At 40.0% G+C, this 17074-nt stretch carries 13 protein-coding genes, 2 rRNA genes and 1 pseudogene (1 of these 16 running past the window's edge); 4 read left to right on the plus strand and 12 right to left on the minus strand.

All coding sequences use genetic code 11. The features are described 5' to 3' along the window. The 6 genes from HEQ36_RS04280 to HEQ36_RS04305 all read right to left on the minus strand — a co-directional run. Positions 1-1839 (minus strand): 23S ribosomal RNA (locus tag HEQ36_RS04280); it reaches 986 nt to the left of the window's first position. Between the two features lie 272 nt (positions 1840-2111). Beyond that, positions 2112-3598, minus strand: a 16S ribosomal RNA gene (locus tag HEQ36_RS04285). The 16S and 23S rRNA genes sit together here, the layout of an rRNA operon. Before the next feature lie 444 nt (positions 3599-4042). Then, positions 4043-5521: a S8 family peptidase gene (locus HEQ36_RS04290; protein ID WP_168635082.1), complete on the minus strand. Its 1479-nt coding sequence runs from the start codon at positions 5519-5521 to the stop codon at positions 4043-4045. A 1168-nt stretch (positions 5522-6689) separates the two neighbouring features. Beyond that, a complete protein-coding gene (locus HEQ36_RS04295) occupies positions 6690-6884 on the minus strand; it encodes a heavy-metal-associated domain-containing protein (RefSeq protein ID WP_039202527.1) in 195 nt (64 codons plus the stop codon). A 737-nt stretch (positions 6885-7621) separates the two neighbouring features. Then, positions 7622-8062: a hypothetical protein gene (locus HEQ36_RS04300; protein ID WP_168635081.1), complete on the minus strand. Its 441-nt coding sequence runs from the start codon at positions 8060-8062 to the stop codon at positions 7622-7624. Between the two features lie 66 nt (positions 8063-8128). After that, the gene (locus HEQ36_RS04305; protein WP_027402615.1) at positions 8129-8821 is read right to left on the minus strand and encodes a hypothetical protein; all 693 of its coding nucleotides are present in this window, start codon (positions 8819-8821) and stop codon (positions 8129-8131) included. Between the two features lie 270 nt (positions 8822-9091). On the opposite strand from HEQ36_RS04305, the gene acs reads away from it, so the two are divergent. Beyond that, positions 9092-11062, plus strand: coding sequence for an acetate--CoA ligase (acs, locus tag HEQ36_RS04310; RefSeq protein ID WP_053538054.1), 1971 nt, complete (start codon positions 9092-9094; stop codon positions 11060-11062). Positions 11063-11111: 49 nt separating this feature from the next. On the opposite strand, the gene HEQ36_RS04315 is transcribed toward acs, so the two are convergent. After that, entirely contained in the window at positions 11112-11405 is a 294-nt protein-coding gene (locus HEQ36_RS04315; RefSeq protein WP_039202529.1) for a hypothetical protein, read from the minus strand. A 307-nt stretch (positions 11406-11712) separates the two neighbouring features. On the opposite strand from HEQ36_RS04315, the gene HEQ36_RS04320 reads away from it, so the two are divergent. From HEQ36_RS04320 to HEQ36_RS04330, 3 genes and pseudogenes are all read left to right on the plus strand, one after another. Then, positions 11713-12279, plus strand: a complete 567-nt coding sequence (locus HEQ36_RS04320; RefSeq protein WP_081424136.1) for a DUF4347 domain-containing protein — start codon at positions 11713-11715, stop codon at positions 12277-12279. A gap of 911 nt (positions 12280-13190) precedes the next feature. Beyond that, positions 13191-13487: pseudogene (locus HEQ36_RS04325) on the plus strand (transposase); the annotation flags it as partial. Continuing rightward, positions 13487-13720 carry a hypothetical protein gene (locus tag HEQ36_RS04330; RefSeq protein WP_168635080.1) on the plus strand — a complete coding sequence of 78 codons (234 nt, stop codon included), beginning with the start codon at positions 13487-13489 and terminating at the stop codon, positions 13718-13720. The pseudogene HEQ36_RS04325 and the gene HEQ36_RS04330, both read left to right, overlap by 1 nt. Here the strand turns inward: HEQ36_RS04330 and HEQ36_RS04335 are convergent. From HEQ36_RS04335 to HEQ36_RS04355, 5 genes are all read right to left on the minus strand, one after another. Further along, positions 13711-13986 (minus strand): hypothetical protein, encoded by a 276-nt coding sequence (locus HEQ36_RS04335; RefSeq protein WP_168635079.1) that lies wholly within the window; start codon positions 13984-13986, stop codon positions 13711-13713. The genes HEQ36_RS04330 and HEQ36_RS04335 overlap by 10 nt on opposite strands. 6 nt (positions 13987-13992) lie before the next feature. Further along, positions 13993-14397 carry an endonuclease domain-containing protein gene (locus tag HEQ36_RS04340; protein ID WP_168635078.1) on the minus strand — a complete coding sequence of 135 codons (405 nt, stop codon included), beginning with the start codon at positions 14395-14397 and terminating at the stop codon, positions 13993-13995. 194 nt (positions 14398-14591) lie between these two features. Next, on the minus strand, positions 14592-14852 hold the full coding sequence (locus HEQ36_RS04345; RefSeq protein ID WP_290706804.1) for a hypothetical protein: 261 nt from the start codon (positions 14850-14852) through the stop codon (positions 14592-14594). A gap of 9 nt (positions 14853-14861) precedes the next feature. Continuing rightward, positions 14862-15941: an MAE_28990/MAE_18760 family HEPN-like nuclease gene (locus HEQ36_RS04350; RefSeq protein WP_168635076.1), complete on the minus strand. Its 1080-nt coding sequence runs from the start codon at positions 15939-15941 to the stop codon at positions 14862-14864. Beyond that, on the minus strand, positions 15938-17038 hold the full coding sequence (locus tag HEQ36_RS04355) for a DUF262 domain-containing protein (RefSeq protein WP_168635075.1): 1101 nt from the start codon (positions 17036-17038) through the stop codon (positions 15938-15940). Before HEQ36_RS04355 ends, HEQ36_RS04350 begins: the two co-directional genes overlap by 4 nt. Between the last annotated feature and the right edge of the window lie 36 nt (positions 17039-17074).

The following is a 17074-nucleotide window of genomic DNA, read 5'->3' on the forward strand; positions in this document are numbered from 1 at the left end:
GTTACGGCCGCCGTTCACCGGGGCTTCGGTCGCCAGCTTCACTTTCGCTGACCAGCTTCCTTAACCTTCCGGCACTGGGCAGGCGTCAGCCCCCATACGTCCTCTTGCGAGTTGGCGGAGACCTGTGTTTTTGGTAAACAGTCGCTTGGATCTCTTCACTGCGACCCACTTCTTAGGTGGGCACCCCTTCTTCCGAAGTTACGGGGCCATTTTGCCGAGTTCCTTAGAGAGAGTTATCTCGCGCCCCTTGGTATTCTCAACCTCCCTACCTGTGTCGGTTTCGGGTACGGGTGTTCTATCTTCATCACATAGACAGCTTTTCTTGGCACTATCCTTCACCACGCAGAGTTCGTAAACTCCTCCCAAACCAATCAGGGTATGGCTATCTTTCATGCGTCCCTATCTATGCTCCCACAGAACAGTAAGTGACTATTGACACTTTGTCCATCGACTACGCCGTTCGGCCTCGCCTTAGGTCCCGACTAACCCAGAGTGGACGAACCTGGCTCTGGAACCCTTAGGGTTTCGGGGTGTATGATTCTCACATACATTTGCGCTACTCAAGCCGACATTCTCACTTCCGTTTCGTCCACAGCTGCTCGCCGCTACTGCTTCTACCTACGACGGAACGCTCCCCTACCGATTATGATTAGTAATCCCACAGCTTCGGTACATCACTTAGCCCCGTTCATTTTCGGCGCAAGATCGCTTGACTAGTGAGCTATTACGCACTCTTTCAAGGGTGGCTGCTTCTAGGCAAACCTCCTAGTTGTCTAGGCAATCTCACCTCCTTTATCACTTAGTGATGATTTGGGGACCTTAGCTGGTGGTCTGGGCTGTTTCCCTCTTGACAATGAAGCTTATCCCCCACTGTCTCACTGGCTGTGTGTTCTCTGGGTATTCTGAGTTTGTCTCGATTTGGTACCGGTCTCCCAGCCCGCACCGAAACAGTGCTTTACCCCCCAGATTTAATCACAACCGCTGCGCCTCAACACATTTCGGGGAGAACCAGCTAGCTCCTGGTTCGATTGGTATTTCACCCCTAACCACACCTCATCCGCCGATTTTTCAACATCGGTCGGTTCGGACCTCCACTTGGTGTTACCCAAGCTTCATCCTGGACATGGTTAGATCACCAGGGTTCGGGTCTATAAACACTGATCTTCGCCCTCTTCAGACTCGGTTTCCCTTTGGCTCCAGCATTCTCGCTTTAACCTACCAGTGCCTATAAGTCGCCGGCTCATTCTTCAACAGGCACGCGGTCATCCGTTAAATCGGACTCCCACTGCTTGTAAGCTTATGGTTTCATGTTCTATTTCACTCCCCTTCCGGGGTTCTTTTCACCTTTCCCTCGCGGTACTTGTTCACTATCGGTCACACAGTAGTATTTAGCCTTACGAGGTGGTCCTCGCTGATTCACATGGAATTCCTCGTGCTCCATGCTACTCGGGATTCAGCTACTATCCTTTGACTTTCAACTACGGGACTTTCACCCCCTCTGGTACAGTATTTAGCTGTTTCGTCTAGTCTCTAGATTCGATATCGCTGTCCCACGACCCCAAAGGATAAATCCCTTGGTTTAGGCTCTTCCCCTTTCGCTCACCACTACTTAGGGAATCTCTAGTTTGATTTCTCTTCCTCCAGCTACTAAGATGTTTCAGTTCGCTGGGTTGGCTCTTTCCTGTCTATATATTCAACAGGTAGTACATAGGGTTGCCCCATTCGGACATTTCCGGCTCTTAGTTTGCTTCCAACTCCCCGGAACATTTCGTCGGTAACCACGTCCTTCTTCGCCTCTGTGTGCCTAGGTATCCACCATTAGCCCTTATTAGCTTGACCACATTTTCTGCTTGTTTGCTTTCACATCCATCTCAATGTCTGTGTCTGCCTGCTTTTTCTCTTTCTCTTATGCAGTTTTCAAGGTTCTGGCTGGAATTTAACCCAGCAGTCTAACCATAGTTGTTAGGTGCTGACTCTGATTCAATTTTTGAACTAAGCCGAATAATACTTTGAAAGATATCTACCAATCTCGACCGACCTAGGTTAGACCAATTTAGTTTCTATTCACAATTTGCATTGCTTTCGAGTTCTAAATGGATTAGGTCTCCCTAAAAGGAGGTGATCCAGCCACACCTTCCGGTACGGCTACCTTGTTACGACTTCACCCCAGTCATCAGTCCTACCTTAGGCATCCCCCTCCTTGCGGTTGGGGTAACGACTTCGGGCGTGACCAACTTCCATGGTGTGACGGGCGGTGTGTACAAGGCCCGGGAACGAATTCACTGCAGTATGCTGACCTGCAATTACTAGCGATTCCTCCTTCACGAAGGCGAGTTGCAGCCTTCGATCTGAACTGAGCTACGGTTTATGAGATTCGCATCACATCGCTGTGTAGCTGCCCTTTGTCCGTAGCATTGTAGTACGTGTGTAGCCCAAGACGTAAGGGGCATGCTGACTTGACGTCATCCCCACCTTCCTCCGGTTTGTCACCGGCAGTCTCTCTAGAGTGCCCAACTTAATGCTGGCAACTAAAAACGAGGGTTGCGCTCGTTGCGGGACTTAACCCAACATCTCACGACACGAGCTGACGACAGCCATGCACCACCTGTGTTCACGCTCCCGAAGGCACTTCCATCTTTCAACGGAATTCGTGACATGTCAAGCCTTGGTAAGGTTCTTCGCGTTGCATCGAATTAAACCACATACTCCACCGCTTGTGCGGGCCCCCGTCAATTCCTTTGAGTTTCACAGTTGCCTGCGTACTCCCCAGGCGGGATACTTAACGCGTTAGCTACGGCACAGCTCGGGTCGATACGAGCTACGCCTAGTATCCATCGTTTACGGCTAGGACTACTGGGGTATCTAATCCCATTCGCTCCCCTAGCTTTCGTCCCTCAGTGTCAGTCTTGGCCTAGCAGAGCGCCTTCGCCACCGGTGTTCTTCCTGATATCTACGCATTTCACCGCTACACCAGGAATTCCCTCTGCCCCGACCACACTCTAGCTTTGTAGTTTCCACTGCTTTTATTTGGTTGAGCCAAACTCTTTAACAGCAGACTTACAATGCCACCTGCGGACCCTTTACGCCCAATCATTCCGGATAACGCTTGCATCCTCCGTATTACCGCGGCTGCTGGCACGGAGTTAGCCGATGCTTATTCCTCAGGTACCGTCATTCTGTTCTTCCCTGAGAAAAGAGGTTTACAACCCAAGAGCCTTCCTCCCTCACGCGGTATTGCTCCGTCAGGCTTTCGCCCATTGCGGAAAATTCCCCACTGCTGCCTCCCGTAGGAGTCTGGGCCGTGTCTCAGTCCCAGTGTGGCTGATCATCCTCTCAGACCAGCTACTGATCGTCGCCTTGGTAGGCTCTTACCCCACCAACTAGCTAATCAGACGCAAGCTCTTCTTCAGGCAGCAAGCCTTTCACCTCTCGGCACATTGGGTATTAGCCACCGTTTCCAGTGGTTGTCCCCAACCTGAAGGTAGATTCTTACGCGTTACTCACCCGTCCGCCACTATCTCCGAAAAGACCGTTCGACTTGCATGTGTTAAGCATACCGCCAGCGTTCATCCTGAGCCAGGATCAAACTCTCCATTTTGTGTTTTCGAGTTTGTTGGCTCCGAAATTAGTTAAAATCTCGAATCCTCTTTCAATTATCTTGACGACGAGGATTGGTTTAATCTATTCTTTCAAAGTATTATTTTTTCTCGGTTCAGTTGTCCGGGATTTGTTTCTTTCTCTCGGCACTTATCTAATATAGCAATCCTTCCTTTTTCTGTCAAGGGGTTTGAGAAATATTTTTTAGGCAAGGGTGATTTCAGGGACTGAAAAGCTGGAAACGTTGAGGGGGAGAGGATTTTTCCCTAGTGGCGTTTGTTTTCACTGGTTCAGATTGTTTTTTTTGTAGTGGATTAGGGACTTCCAATTAAAAAAATACCCAAAAATTTCTCGTGGTGCGGGACGAATTGCCTGCTAATCATCAAGGACGGGCAGGATGCCCATCCCACAAAATTGGTAATTTATTTTTTGGTGTTCCCTTAGATCAATGCCAATAGCTGTCTTTATAATACTGTTTATCAAAACTATCTTCACTGTTGCTGTTTGGTGGGGTGTTGTCGTAGAAATTTAGTGTGAATTGGGTAACGGGTTGTGCCAGACTTTGACCGTAGTAGTTAAACTGCTGTACTGTTACTGTTGCTATATTGCCGAAATGCAACTCCAACTGATTTTCGCTCTTGGAGACAACTATAGGAGGAAAGGGAGTAGAGGTTGGTGTTGGAGATTGCAGCTTAAAAGGCAATTGTGAAATTATATTAATTAGTTGCAAAGGGAAAAAAGAGTCTAGAGGGGGGAAAAGAGATGGCATTTTCGGTCCTGGCTGTGAAGGTGTTGTCGGCTCTGGAGGATTAGTGCTATTCGCAGATGTGCTTCTAATAATTTGGAGGACTTGGCTTTCGGTTAGGTTATGGTTAGCACTAAGCATAAGAGCGACGACCCCAGCAATGTGAGGGGCTGCCATAGAAGTGCCATTGTAACTGGCATATTGATTATTAGGTATTGTGGAGTAAACATTAACTCCGGGGGCGGTGACATAGGTGATTTCTTGAGGACCAGACCGGTTGGAAAAATCCGCAAGGTTATTATTTTTATCCACTGCGCCTACGGCAATTCCTGAATTATAGGCGTAGCGGGCGGGATAGGATGGCACTGGATCACCATTATTACCTGCTGCCATGACAACGATTACGTTTTTGCTGCTGGCATATTCAATGGCTGATTTGAGCGTATCGTTAGAGGAATTACCTCCTAGACTAAGGTTAATTACATTTGCGCCATTATCAACTGCGTAATAAATACCTTTAGCGATATTCGAGTAAGAACCTGAGCCATTGGCATCTAGGACTTTGACTGGCATAATTTTGGAATTATAGGCAATGCCAGTAACACCAATGCCGTTATTTTCTGCGGCTATGGTTCCAGCAACATGAGTGCCATGATCATTATTGTCTAAAATATTATTGTTGTTATCTACAAAGTTCCAACCTTGAACATCGTCAACATAGCCGTTACCATCATCGTCTATTCCATTACCAGTTATTTCTTTGGCGTTACTCCAAATATTATTTTTTAAGTCTTGATGGTTGTAGTCTACGCCTGTATCTAGTACGGCAACAATAGTTCCTTGTCCTGTATATCCATTATTCCAGGCTGTGGGAGCTTTGATCAGATCCGCTCCCCAATTATTGCCACCCAAGTTAGGAGCATCTGTATAGGGACTAACGCCTGCGGCTTTACTGACTGCTAATCCGGCGTTAACTAGGCCATAGCCATTGTTAGAGTTATAGCTGCTATTACTAGCTATAGGGGAGTTTGTTTCTAGATTATGTTGAGAAGAGTTACTATGATTACCCCAACTTATACTATTGTCGGTGGGATTTTGAAGGGGATTTGTTTGGGAAATAGCAGTGTAATTGATTTCTTTTCGAGACGGGATGTTTTGATAAATATCAACAAATGACATAAGTATTTAAGCCTCAAGAATAGCAATATTTTTTTGACAAGGTGATTTTGTCAAAATCTGCAAATACAATAATTTGAAATTGTTGGTTATTTCTTCTTTTTAATTATTACTATTAATCGGTAACACGAAAAGATATTTTAATCACGAATAAACTAATATTTAATAAATGATTCCAGAAAAAAATAAATTAATATTTGATGACATAACGATTAATTGTACATAGCAAAAATATAATTTCATGACAAAATCATGATTCTTTGATATTACAAAAGAAGGGAACAGGGAACTCTTAACTGGGAGCAAATAAGAAACTTTAGTTCTGAGTTTAAAGCTCAGTCAAAAAAAGGATGTTTTTAAAAGATGCGTAGCACGAAAAAAACAGTGTCATTATTTCAATCTCATGTTTTTAAACATGAGTTTTTCCTGTTCCCTGCTGCCCGTTCCCTGTTCCCTCTGAAAAATAATGATTTATTAAGTAGGTTGGCGTTGAAAATTGTCGTTATAGCAAGGCAAGAGTAAAGAAGTTTTCAGCGATTTTACGTTTCTTTACACAGTTTGGTTTTATTGTGTTCACCTACTGATCGGTTATACAACAATTCCCGATCCCATGAAATACAATAGAGGGCGCAGACCCTGTGCCCCTACTTGTTTGGCGATAAAAAACTGGACTTGATAACATCAGGAAGTGCTGTAAATACAAAAATCCCCAACTTTGTGAATAAGCTGGGGAGATAAAAGACAATCAATAAGTAGGTTAGCATCGAAAATTGTCGTTATGGGAAGGCAAAAAGCAAAAGACAATCATGCAAGAGTGAAGAAGCTTTGGGCGATTTTACTTTTCTTTACACACTTTAGTTTTATTGTGTTCACCTACTTAGTGGGTTTTTCAATGCATACAGGCTTGGGGATAAAAACTGTGCCTTATGATAGCAGGAGTGATGTGTTAATGTACAAAATCATCTGAGAAGGTGTTTTAAAAGTCATGATTGCTGTATCAAATATTTTACCCCTCCCTAACTCTCCCCTTATAAAGGGGAGGGAACTGGATTTTTATTGTTTCCCCCCTTTGCAAGGGGGGGTAAAAATGTGATGGAAATTACGGGATACCACTTTTAAAACATTCTCTAAACGGTGGTTAGGAAATGTTTATTAATTTGAGAATATCTTGCTAAGAAGGTGGATAACCAGCAGCAATTAAAGCTTCTCTAATAACAGATTCTGAAGCTTGAGTTTCTACATTGACAAACTTGGTTTTAGTATCAGCTTCCACAATAGCATTAGCGTCAATGGCTATAACTGCCTTGGTTATATTACTAGCACAAGCAGAACAAGCCATTCCAGGAATAGTGAGTTTAATTGTCATAAGTAAAAAGGAGTGAAAACTCAATTAGAAGTCACAAAAATATGCGTCTTAACTGACTGCATTATGCTTGAAAAAATAGTATAACCTAAATTTTCTAAATTAATTAGTCAAGATAGAACAGTTACGTTGATTGTTTGTGCTAACAAAGCTAGTAGTCTGTCAACCCGAAAATGACGGGTGAAGGCAAGCAGGGGGAGAAGAGAGGCAGGGGGGTAGGGGAGGGAAGAACAGAAGTTTTTTCCGATCATCATTACCCGTCAAAATAAATTTGACGAACTACTAGTGTGTTAATTCTGAATCCCTTATGTTATTCCTTTTCCCTCTCCTCTTAGGAGAGGGTTAGGGAGAGGTGCAAAGGAGAGGCTTTGAACTTGTTCTTTGTATGATAAAAAAGTCCAGCTTCTAGCCGTTTTGAGTATAAAGTCAAGGTTGGAGAAATAGAGATTTTCGGTTCTTCGGTTATTTTTATGGAAACCCTGGTTCAAAATCATTGAAAGCCTTATTGTGTAGGCATTTCATTGAAAATATGGAAATAATTGTTTATAACCCTTGTCCCGTAAGGGTTTTGTTATCATCAATCCTCAATCACCATAAAAGAGACGCAAGAGCCAGATTTTCAAGATAGGACAACTAATTTGTGAAGTTTTTAAACTCGGACAGTTATTTTGTCAAAACCCTTATATAGCAAGGGTTTAGGGCTTAATATATTTGTGGACATTAATTTGTCAAGTGGTCATTTAATCTGGGAAGCGACAACAACACTTATCTACAAAATCATTCGCTAAATCCAATAATTCCAGATCATCAATATTCAGATCAATATTACTTACTAATATATCTTTTACAGCCGATGTTTTGTCATTATCTCGGGAAATTCTCAAACATTCTTCTAAATCTACTGCTAAATCAAACAAGGATGCGTCTCCTACATACTTTCTTATTTTGATGGCGACATCATCATCACTAACTAAAAAGTCTTTAATCCCATCAAATAAAGGATTAGATATTTCATCATCACCCCAAGTTTCTAGCCAATCACCTTCCACATCTTCTACATAAATATGAACAAAATTTAGTCCATAATTTAACCAATCTTGCTGCATACTCCGGGCTGCTGCTAACGCTTCCGTCAGGTTTTCGAGTTGAGCGCTATTATTAGTCTGTTGTTGGTTAACCATAAATGGTGTTTTCAGCGGATTAATGATGTTAGCTAGGACACAGATTTCGATTTCAATATTCGGGAATCAGGAAAAATTCACATACTTCCCTTCCGCAAGATGATCACTGTTATACAGTGCAACATTGACTAACTGATGGATAAAATCATTATCTTGGGGATTGTAACTCAAGAATAATCCTCTTTCTATTTCCCACAATTGCAGTGAATTTTGCCACTTTTGATACTTTGTGTTATGAAATTCTTCACTGACACTGGTAACTTGAATACAGAGTGGTTTATTTTGATGATTGCTAACAATCAGGTCTGTCGCCATGGAAAGGTCAGCTATATAACGCCGCCAAAAATCACCTTCCCGGTGAACAACATCCTGAGCTATATATTTAATGATATCACTATCAGCCTGATTAAACTCCCCCGCCATCATTTTTTTCTTCCAAATATAAAATTTGGTGTCTGTGGCATTAATCCATTTAGGGAACAGATAACCGTACCAATACCTTTCATTGGCGGTCATTTGCTCAAACTGTAATCTTTTGTCTTCCTCCGAAGGTAAAGATTTAATTGCTAACCAAACCCTAGAGTCCGTAATTACTTCTAATAAAAAAGCGACAACGATGGGTTTGGATATCAGCGAACCAAGCTTGATATGTTTAATCCAACGGTTGATATCTCTTAGTTTTGCCGTGAGATTCGGATCTATTTCAGCGGCTTGCTCGATTAATAAATTGAGTCTATCTTTAATTTCCTTGGCTTCCAAACTATACCCTGTTGTAAAATACTAACATGACATCTAAGGATTTATATCCTACTAAATCGGTAAATAAGGTTGTTAAAAACATTATAATTATTTTATCTTACGGCGTACTGAACAATTCAGCATTAGTTAATTGTCGTATTAGAGTAGGACTAGATTAGCATATCAGTAAATAATCTTTACACTTGAGGCAATTTTATGAAAATCTCAAGTTTTTTGGCACAACTTCGTTAAAAATAGTTTTCAGTGACAATATCGTTTACATCCATCACTATGTCTCAACCAACTATAGAATCCATTTTACAGGAAAAGCGGCTATTTCCGCCTACCAGTGATTTTTCAGAAAACGCCCAAATCAAAAGTTTAGCAGATTATCAGCGTCTTTATGATCAAGCTAAGGCTGATCCTCAGCAATTTTGGGCAGAATTAGCAGAAACTGAGTTAGATTGGTTTCAAAAATGGGATACCGTCCTAGATTGGCAACCACCTTTTGCTAAGTGGTTTGTCAACGGTAAGATTAATATTTCTTACAACTGTCTTGACAGACATCTCACTACTTGGCGGAAAAATAAGGCGGCGTTGATTTGGGAAGGTGAACCGGGAGATTCACGGACGCTGACTTATGCTCAATTGCATCGGGAAGTATGCCAGTTTGCGAATGTGTTGAAGCAGTTGGGGGCAAAAAAAGGCGATCGCATTGGTATTTATATGCCAATGATTCCCGAAGCTGCCATTGCCATGTTAGCCTGTGCGAGAATTGGCGCACCTCATAGCGTTATTTTTGGTGGTTTTAGTGCTGAAGCTTTGCGCGATCGCTTAAATGATGCCGAAGCTAAGTTAGTGATCACAGCCGATGGTGGTTGGCGCAAGGATGCGATTGTCCCCCTCAAAGAACAGGTAGACAAAGCTTTAGAAAATAATGCAGTTCCCAGCATTACAGATGTGCTAGTTGTCAAGCGCACAAATCAAACAACTCACATGACAGCAGGGCGTGACCATTGGTGGCACGATTTACAAAAAGGCGTTTCCGCTGATTGTCCCGCAGAACCAATGGACAGTGAAGATATGCTGTTTGTTCTCTACACTTCCGGTAGTACAGGCAAACCGAAGGGGGTAGTTCATACCACAGGTGGTTATAACTTATACAGCCATATCACCACCAAATGGATTTTTGATCTCCAAGATACAGATGTATATTGGTGTACTGCCGATGTCGGTTGGATTACTGGACACAGCTATATTGTTTATGGACCTCTTTCCAACGGTGCAACTACTCTCATGTATGAAGGTGCGCCCCGTGCTTCTAATCCTGGATGTTTCTGGGATGTAATTGAGAAATACGGCGTTAATATTTTTTATACCGCACCAACCGCAATTCGCGCCTTTATCAAAATGGGTGAACACCATCCTAACAAACGTAATCTTTCTTCCCTACGATTACTGGGAAGTGTGGGTGAACCCATTAACCCCGAAGCTTGGATGTGGTATCACAAAATCATTGGTGGTGAACGCTGTCCAATTGTGGATACTTGGTGGCAAACGGAGACAGGTGGGATTATGATTACACCTCTACCTGGGGCAATTGCCACTAAACCCGGTTCAGCTACCCTGCCTTTCCCCGGTATTATTGCGGATGTGGTAGATTTAGAAGGAAATACTGTCCCTGATAACGAAGGTGGTTATTTAGCAATTCGTCATCCTTGGCCGGGAATGATGCGGACTGTGTACGGTGATCCTGATCGCTTCCGCCGGACTTACTGGGAACATATTCCGCCCATTGATGGTAATTATACGTATTTTGCCGGCGATGGTGCCAGAAAGGATGAGGACGGCTATTTCTGGGTAATGGGGCGCGTGGATGATGTCCTGAATGTCTCTGGACACCGCTTAGGGACGATGGAAGTAGAATCTGCGCTGGTGTCTCATCCGGCGGTAGCTGAGGCTGCTGTGGTGGGTAAACCGGATGAATTGAAGGGTGAGGAAGTTGTGGCTTTTGTAACTTTGGAGGGAACTTATCAAGCCAGTGAGGAGTTGAGTAAGGAACTGAAGAAGCACGTTGTTAATGAGATTGGGGCGATCGCTCGTCCTGGTGAAATCAGGTTTACTGATGCTTTACCAAAGACCCGGTCTGGGAAGATTATGCGGCGGTTGTTGCGGAATCTGGTAGCGGGTCAGGAGGTGTCGGGCGATACTTCAACTTTGGAGGATCGCGGTGTTTTGGATAAGTTACGGGAAGAAAATTAAGTAACTGTGTAAAATCTGTATGGGGTGGGCAATTTTGCCCACCCTACAGTTATTGATGATAACTGGATAATTGAGGAATCAAACTGGTGGTTTTATTCACACCATCCCAAACTATCCAGTTGATATCATTAGCTAAATCATCAGCTTGATTGGTAACTTTAAAATAGAATTTGTCACCGTTTTTAAACTGCACTGCAAAGTCAGCATTTTGGGCAAAAACAACTATAAAACCTCTATCCCGTAAGCAATACATCGCCCAATTTTTTAAGGATTGTTTATGGGGTTCATGGGGAATTGGGGGGTTAGTAATTACGTCTGCAATGACTTTTAAAACTTTTTCCATATTTGGAGTTAATTAGGATTACAACGAATTCTAATCATAAACCCATTGGGGTCATAAAGGTACAGTTCTTCAGTAGCATGAGGTTTAAGTGGCACAGGCTTCTAGCCTGTGAACCTGCTAAAATCAACCTGTGAAAGTTTGAAAAATTAATTATATCAAATGATTAGTGTGAATTACTTTCAGAAGATAACAGGCAGGATGCCTGTTCCACAATTCAGAGTTAAATTATTTTAACTAAAATTCTTCCCATAAAAAAGGATAATCTTCAGGATTTTCCACTAAATTAACAAACACACCCACCACCACCATTGTTTTTGTTGATGCTCAGGTTGTTGCTAACTATCAAGACCTGCTCAAACAAGTTCGGCCCGATACAGAAATCTTGATCATCAACTCAGACCAAGACGGAATAGAGCAAATCACCAATACTCTTAAGGAGCGACAAAATATTACTAGTGTGCAAATTATCTCTCACGGTAGTGAGGGACAAATTCAGATGGGAACAACTCGGCTAAACCGCGACAGTATCCAAGCCTATCGTGAGCAATTACAACAATGGCGTAAGGCATTAACAGCAGAAGCAGATATTTTACTGTTTGGCTGTAGTGTCGGTTTTGGTCAGGGTCAGGAGTTTTTAAGGGATTTAAGTATATTCACAGGAACAGATGTTGCCGCCTCCGTAGATATTACAGGTAATGCACTGTTAGGCGGAGATTGGGATTTAGAATTTGCCACTGGAAATATTGAATCTGGGATTGCTATTTCCTCGGAAGGACAACAAGCTTATGCAGGCATTTTGCCTCAGAAGACAGAGGCAAGAATGCCGAATTTAAACTTATTTTTGACCGACAAAGACGAAAGGAGTTTACCTTAAAACTGAATTTAGATCCTGTTACTGACAAAAATGCTTCAGATCCTAATAAATACGTCAAAACAACTGGAACAAACACTATACGTAGTAATCATATTAATACCACTAAAGGTGCAGATTATCTCTTTTATTGGCGTTATGCAGACCATAGCAAGAAAGAATACTTTACTGGAAACGAAATTACTGTTCAGGCTAATACTGGGCAAAGTGATAAAGCCATTATTATTGGTGTAGAACCTATTGATGATGATGTTGCAGAAAATACCGAATCTGTCACTGTTCGGCTGGTACAACCGACAAACGGGAGTGGTACTGAGAACAATCAGTTTTATCAGGTAGATACTCAAAAACAGTCTGCGACAGTCTCTATAGAAGATAATGAACCCACTTTAGAACTGGTAACAGTTAGAAACGCTAAAGAATATGGGGCATTGTTATCCGACCAAGAAGATGCTTACTCCATTGGTTATATTGAATTAAAATCAGATAAATCCATTCTCAACTCTTTGGGACTGTGGGTAAAATACACTATTACAGCTGGAGAAAATGTAATTCAAGGAGTTGATTATCTCAATTCCCAATATCGCAAAGTTTCCTTTAAACCCGATACCCAACAAAATGGGATTATCATCCCCCAAATTGAAGAGTTAAAGATTCCCGGTAATACAGTAGTTGACCAAAATAAAATTAGAATTTACTTTATGGCATTACCAGATGCCATTAAAGAAAACGCGGAAAATTTAAGAATAGACATTCAACCCTATTATTTTGATCTGGATGTCACTAATAATAAAGATATTTCCAATTTCCGGTTAAAACAAAATGGTCAGATTGTTAACAACATTACTGCCGATATCACTATAGAAGATAGTGGTCTTTATCAATCGCAAGTATTCATTGTTGACCAAAATGACCAATTAGTTAACATTGAACAAATAGTTGAAATGAGCATGGATCTCTGGTCTCCTTATAAAAGTTTAGTAGAAGAATTAATGCCAAATGCAAATATAACTGCTGATAGATTTCACGTAATGAAACAAGTAAATGATGAATTAGATGCTATGCGTAAATCTGAAAAAAGAGCCGCCACGTCTTTAGATAATAAATCAGAGCGAGACCGAATATTAGCAGGATTAAATAAAAGCGGCTCTACCGGACTTAGTATGCTAAACTGGAGGGAACAGGGAACTCTTAACTGGGAACAGGAAGAATGTCAGATGTTAGTTTCTTCAAAGGGTTGAACTTACCTGTCACCAATCCCAGCATTACCATTATTAATCCCAAACCAGGTACAGGACTCAAGACACAGTATCTATTAAAGAGCGATCGCTTACCCAAAGAAGAATTAGCAAAGTGGGCAAAAGAAAAAGCTACAGAATTACTGCCCGCAGATGTAGCAAAAATTATCGGTAGCTTGAGTGCGATGCAGATAAACTACCTATAATCATCTGCTAAAGTTTCCAACTCATCAGAAATCAAATTTTGCCAATCTTCATCACAATGGGAATGCAAATGAATAGAAGCTACCAGCAATTCTGAGAGAATTTTATCTTTTTGGCGATAGCTGCGCTCGCCGGAGGCATCGCTCAATTCAGAAAGTTGTAATTGGTTAACCAAAGAAATCACATTTTGGCATTCTTCTTGTAATTCTATTAGTAACTGATTAAGCGTTGAGTTTTCACTGCTAATTTTTTGTTTTGCGAGTGTCATTAGTTTTTACCCAATCTTTTCACAACAAGTTTGATAAATTTGCATCAAAACTTGATCAATTTTCTCTGTTATTTCTTCGTTTTCAAATCTCAATAAACGCAAACCTCTAGCTGATAAAATTTTATCTCTTTCTAGATCATATTCTATTTGTTGTTCATGAATTTTTCCATCTACTTCTATGACTAAACTAGCAGCATGACAATAAAAATCTACTATAAAACCATCTATAATTTGTTGCCGGCGAAAATGTAAACCATGCAAGCGGTTGGCGCGAAGATGTTCCCACAGAATTTTTTCTGCTGGTGTCATTTGGCGACGCATTTCTTTAGCGAGTTCGACTTTTACTGGTTCTATTTTTTGTCCAATGACTATGTTATGAAGTCCGTCTTTTTTCGGTGGTTGGTTGTTCATTTGTGGGGTGTGTTTTTATATCGTGTTTGACCTCTCCCCCAGCCCCTCTCCTACAAGGAGAGGGGAGCAAGATTTCTCCCCCTTCCCTTGCAGGGAAGGGGGTTGGGGGGTTAGGTCGGTTTGGGATGTTGGACGAATGCGATCGCACTCCCAAAGCATAAACAAAGAGCGATCGCTAAGGCACACCCAACCACCTAATCATCTGTTAAGGTTTCCATTTCATCTGCAATCAAATTTTGCCAATTTTTATCACAATGGGAATGTAAATGAATTGAAGACACCAGCAATTCCGAGAGAATTTTCCCTTTTTGACGATCGCTTAATTCAGAAAGTTGTAATTGATTAACCAGAGAAATCACATTTTGGCATTCTTCCTGTAATTCCATTAGTAACTGATTAAGCGTTGAGTTTTCACTGCTAATTTTTTGTTTTGCGAGTTTCATTAATAGTTTCACGATAATTAACTAATTTATCCATTGTACAATTTCCTCTTTTTCTGTATTAATAATAACCAAAGCAAGTTGATTTAATTGAACTACAGCTTTAATTGATTTTCTTTGAAAAAAAGTCTCATGAATTTCATCTTTTACAGCTAAATAAATTTCTTGGTATTCATTTTGAGATAGTTGAATCAAATTACGATATAAAATATATTGTCCTAAAGCATTCTGAAAATCTTTGATGAGTGAAGAACTGATAAAACTTGTGATCTCAACAATAATTTTACGTTGTTTTTGGTTTTGTGAAATTAGCTTTTTTACAGCTAAATCTGGATAAAGTTTAACGTCTTCATATTCAACAGGATAAGTATCTGTTGTAATTGTCCAACCATCTTTAATTAAAGCATTTTCAACCGGATTTTTTTTTAAATATTCTTCATTAGATAGATAAATCTCTATATTTTCTAATATTCCCCTTAAATAACAAATAACTCTTTTTTGAATTTTCAATAACTCATCAGCAGTTGCATTTTTACCAACTTCCTCGAATGACTTAAAACCATGTGCTAAATCATTTCTATTAGTCTTAACTGTTAGTAAATCACTCCCATTTTGAGTTTTTATAGCATTTGTTTTATATGAAAAACCATACGTATTTGCTGTATCTTTTATTTCTCTTGCATCAACATTACCTGAAAATAACCTCTTTTTGTTAAAACTAGCTGATATGATATCAAGTGAAATGTTTTGGATACTAGCTAAAAGATTAGCTGTGGATTTATTATCCTTATCTTTAATATTATCAATAATAATCTTCTTAATTTCATCTCTAACATCATCGAAAGAAATATTTTTATTTTTTAGTTCATCGAAAATTGTTTGGATTGCATTAGTCATAGTGGATTCAACTAGATTATAGAGCAACAAAAATCCTGTTGCTTTAAGAGTTTTTTCTAAATCATTATTTATTGGTTTGGTTTTGGTATTCTTCGGATTACCCATGCTTAATTGAATTGAACCTTGCTCTAGATTTTTTAAAAATAAAAAGTATCTACTAACTTCTTGAGCGCGTTCATCAAAATTTTGAAATAATGTACTTTTCATGAATTACCTAAAAGCTGATCACGAACATACTCAATACGACGAATTACTTTATTTTGAGAACTACTAGCATCAGATTTCGTTAATTTTTTAAAATCATCCGAATCTAAAAAAGTAATAGATTTTGGAACTAAATTGGGATTTTCTCTTAACGCCAAAGCAATACCTACCGTAATAGATTCAAACTTAATTCTAGTTGTAGGTTCATAGCAATTCTTAGTTTTTCGATAAATATGTAAAGAATTGGGACAATATCTTTCCAAAAATACTAGCACTGAATAGAATTCATTTCTCATATCATTTATTTTTGCTACATCAGATTTATTCTCTTGTTTTAAGTATTCATCCAAGAACTCATGAACTTTGTTGCCAAAATTACCATAATTTTGATAATTATTTAAAAATGCAAAAAACCGTAAGACAAATTCTTGTGGGTCTCTTTTATCAATTTCAGTTTTACTAAAAGAGCATAAATTTATAAAGGGTTGATATTTTGATAATTCCTCAACTAAATCAAGAAACTTTCCTGGGTAACTTCCCCTACGTTTCTCCATTTCGTTTAATTCAAGACTACCAGTATTAATTCTTTCAAAAAGATCCCGTCTAATTTCTTCATCTGCATCCTTTGTTAATTGAATCATTTTAATACTAATTCTGTTAAAACGCCGTTGGCGTGGTAGTGGTAAATCTTGAAAAGTAAACCCATTCAAATTTTCTAATTTCTTAAGATTTTGTAATCTTAGTTCATTTTTAATAAACTTGGCTAAAGTACGAATACGTTGTGTACCATCTATAATTTCTAAGCGGGCTAAATCTTCTTCTGAACCTGATATATCAGCAACAAAAATATAAGGAATTGGCAAACCTAACATTACAGATTCAATAAATTTTGATCGTCTATCTTCATCCCAAGACATTTCTCGTTGATAATCTGGAATAAAAATTTCATTTTCATCGTCTTCTTTTCCATCCAAATATTTTTGAACAATTACTTCAATGGGATACTCGAAAGTGTTGTAGTCAACACGCTTTGTTTTTTCACGGATTTCTTGTTCCGCATTTTCTTTGCGTTGATTTGTAATTTCTAGTTGAGTTACCATATTTGACAATTTATTTTTGTTAATGTTTACAATTAG

Source organism: Anabaena sp. 54, from assembly GCF_017355725.1.
Classification (GTDB): domain Bacteria; phylum Cyanobacteriota; class Cyanobacteriia; order Cyanobacteriales; family Nostocaceae; genus Dolichospermum; species Dolichospermum heterosporum.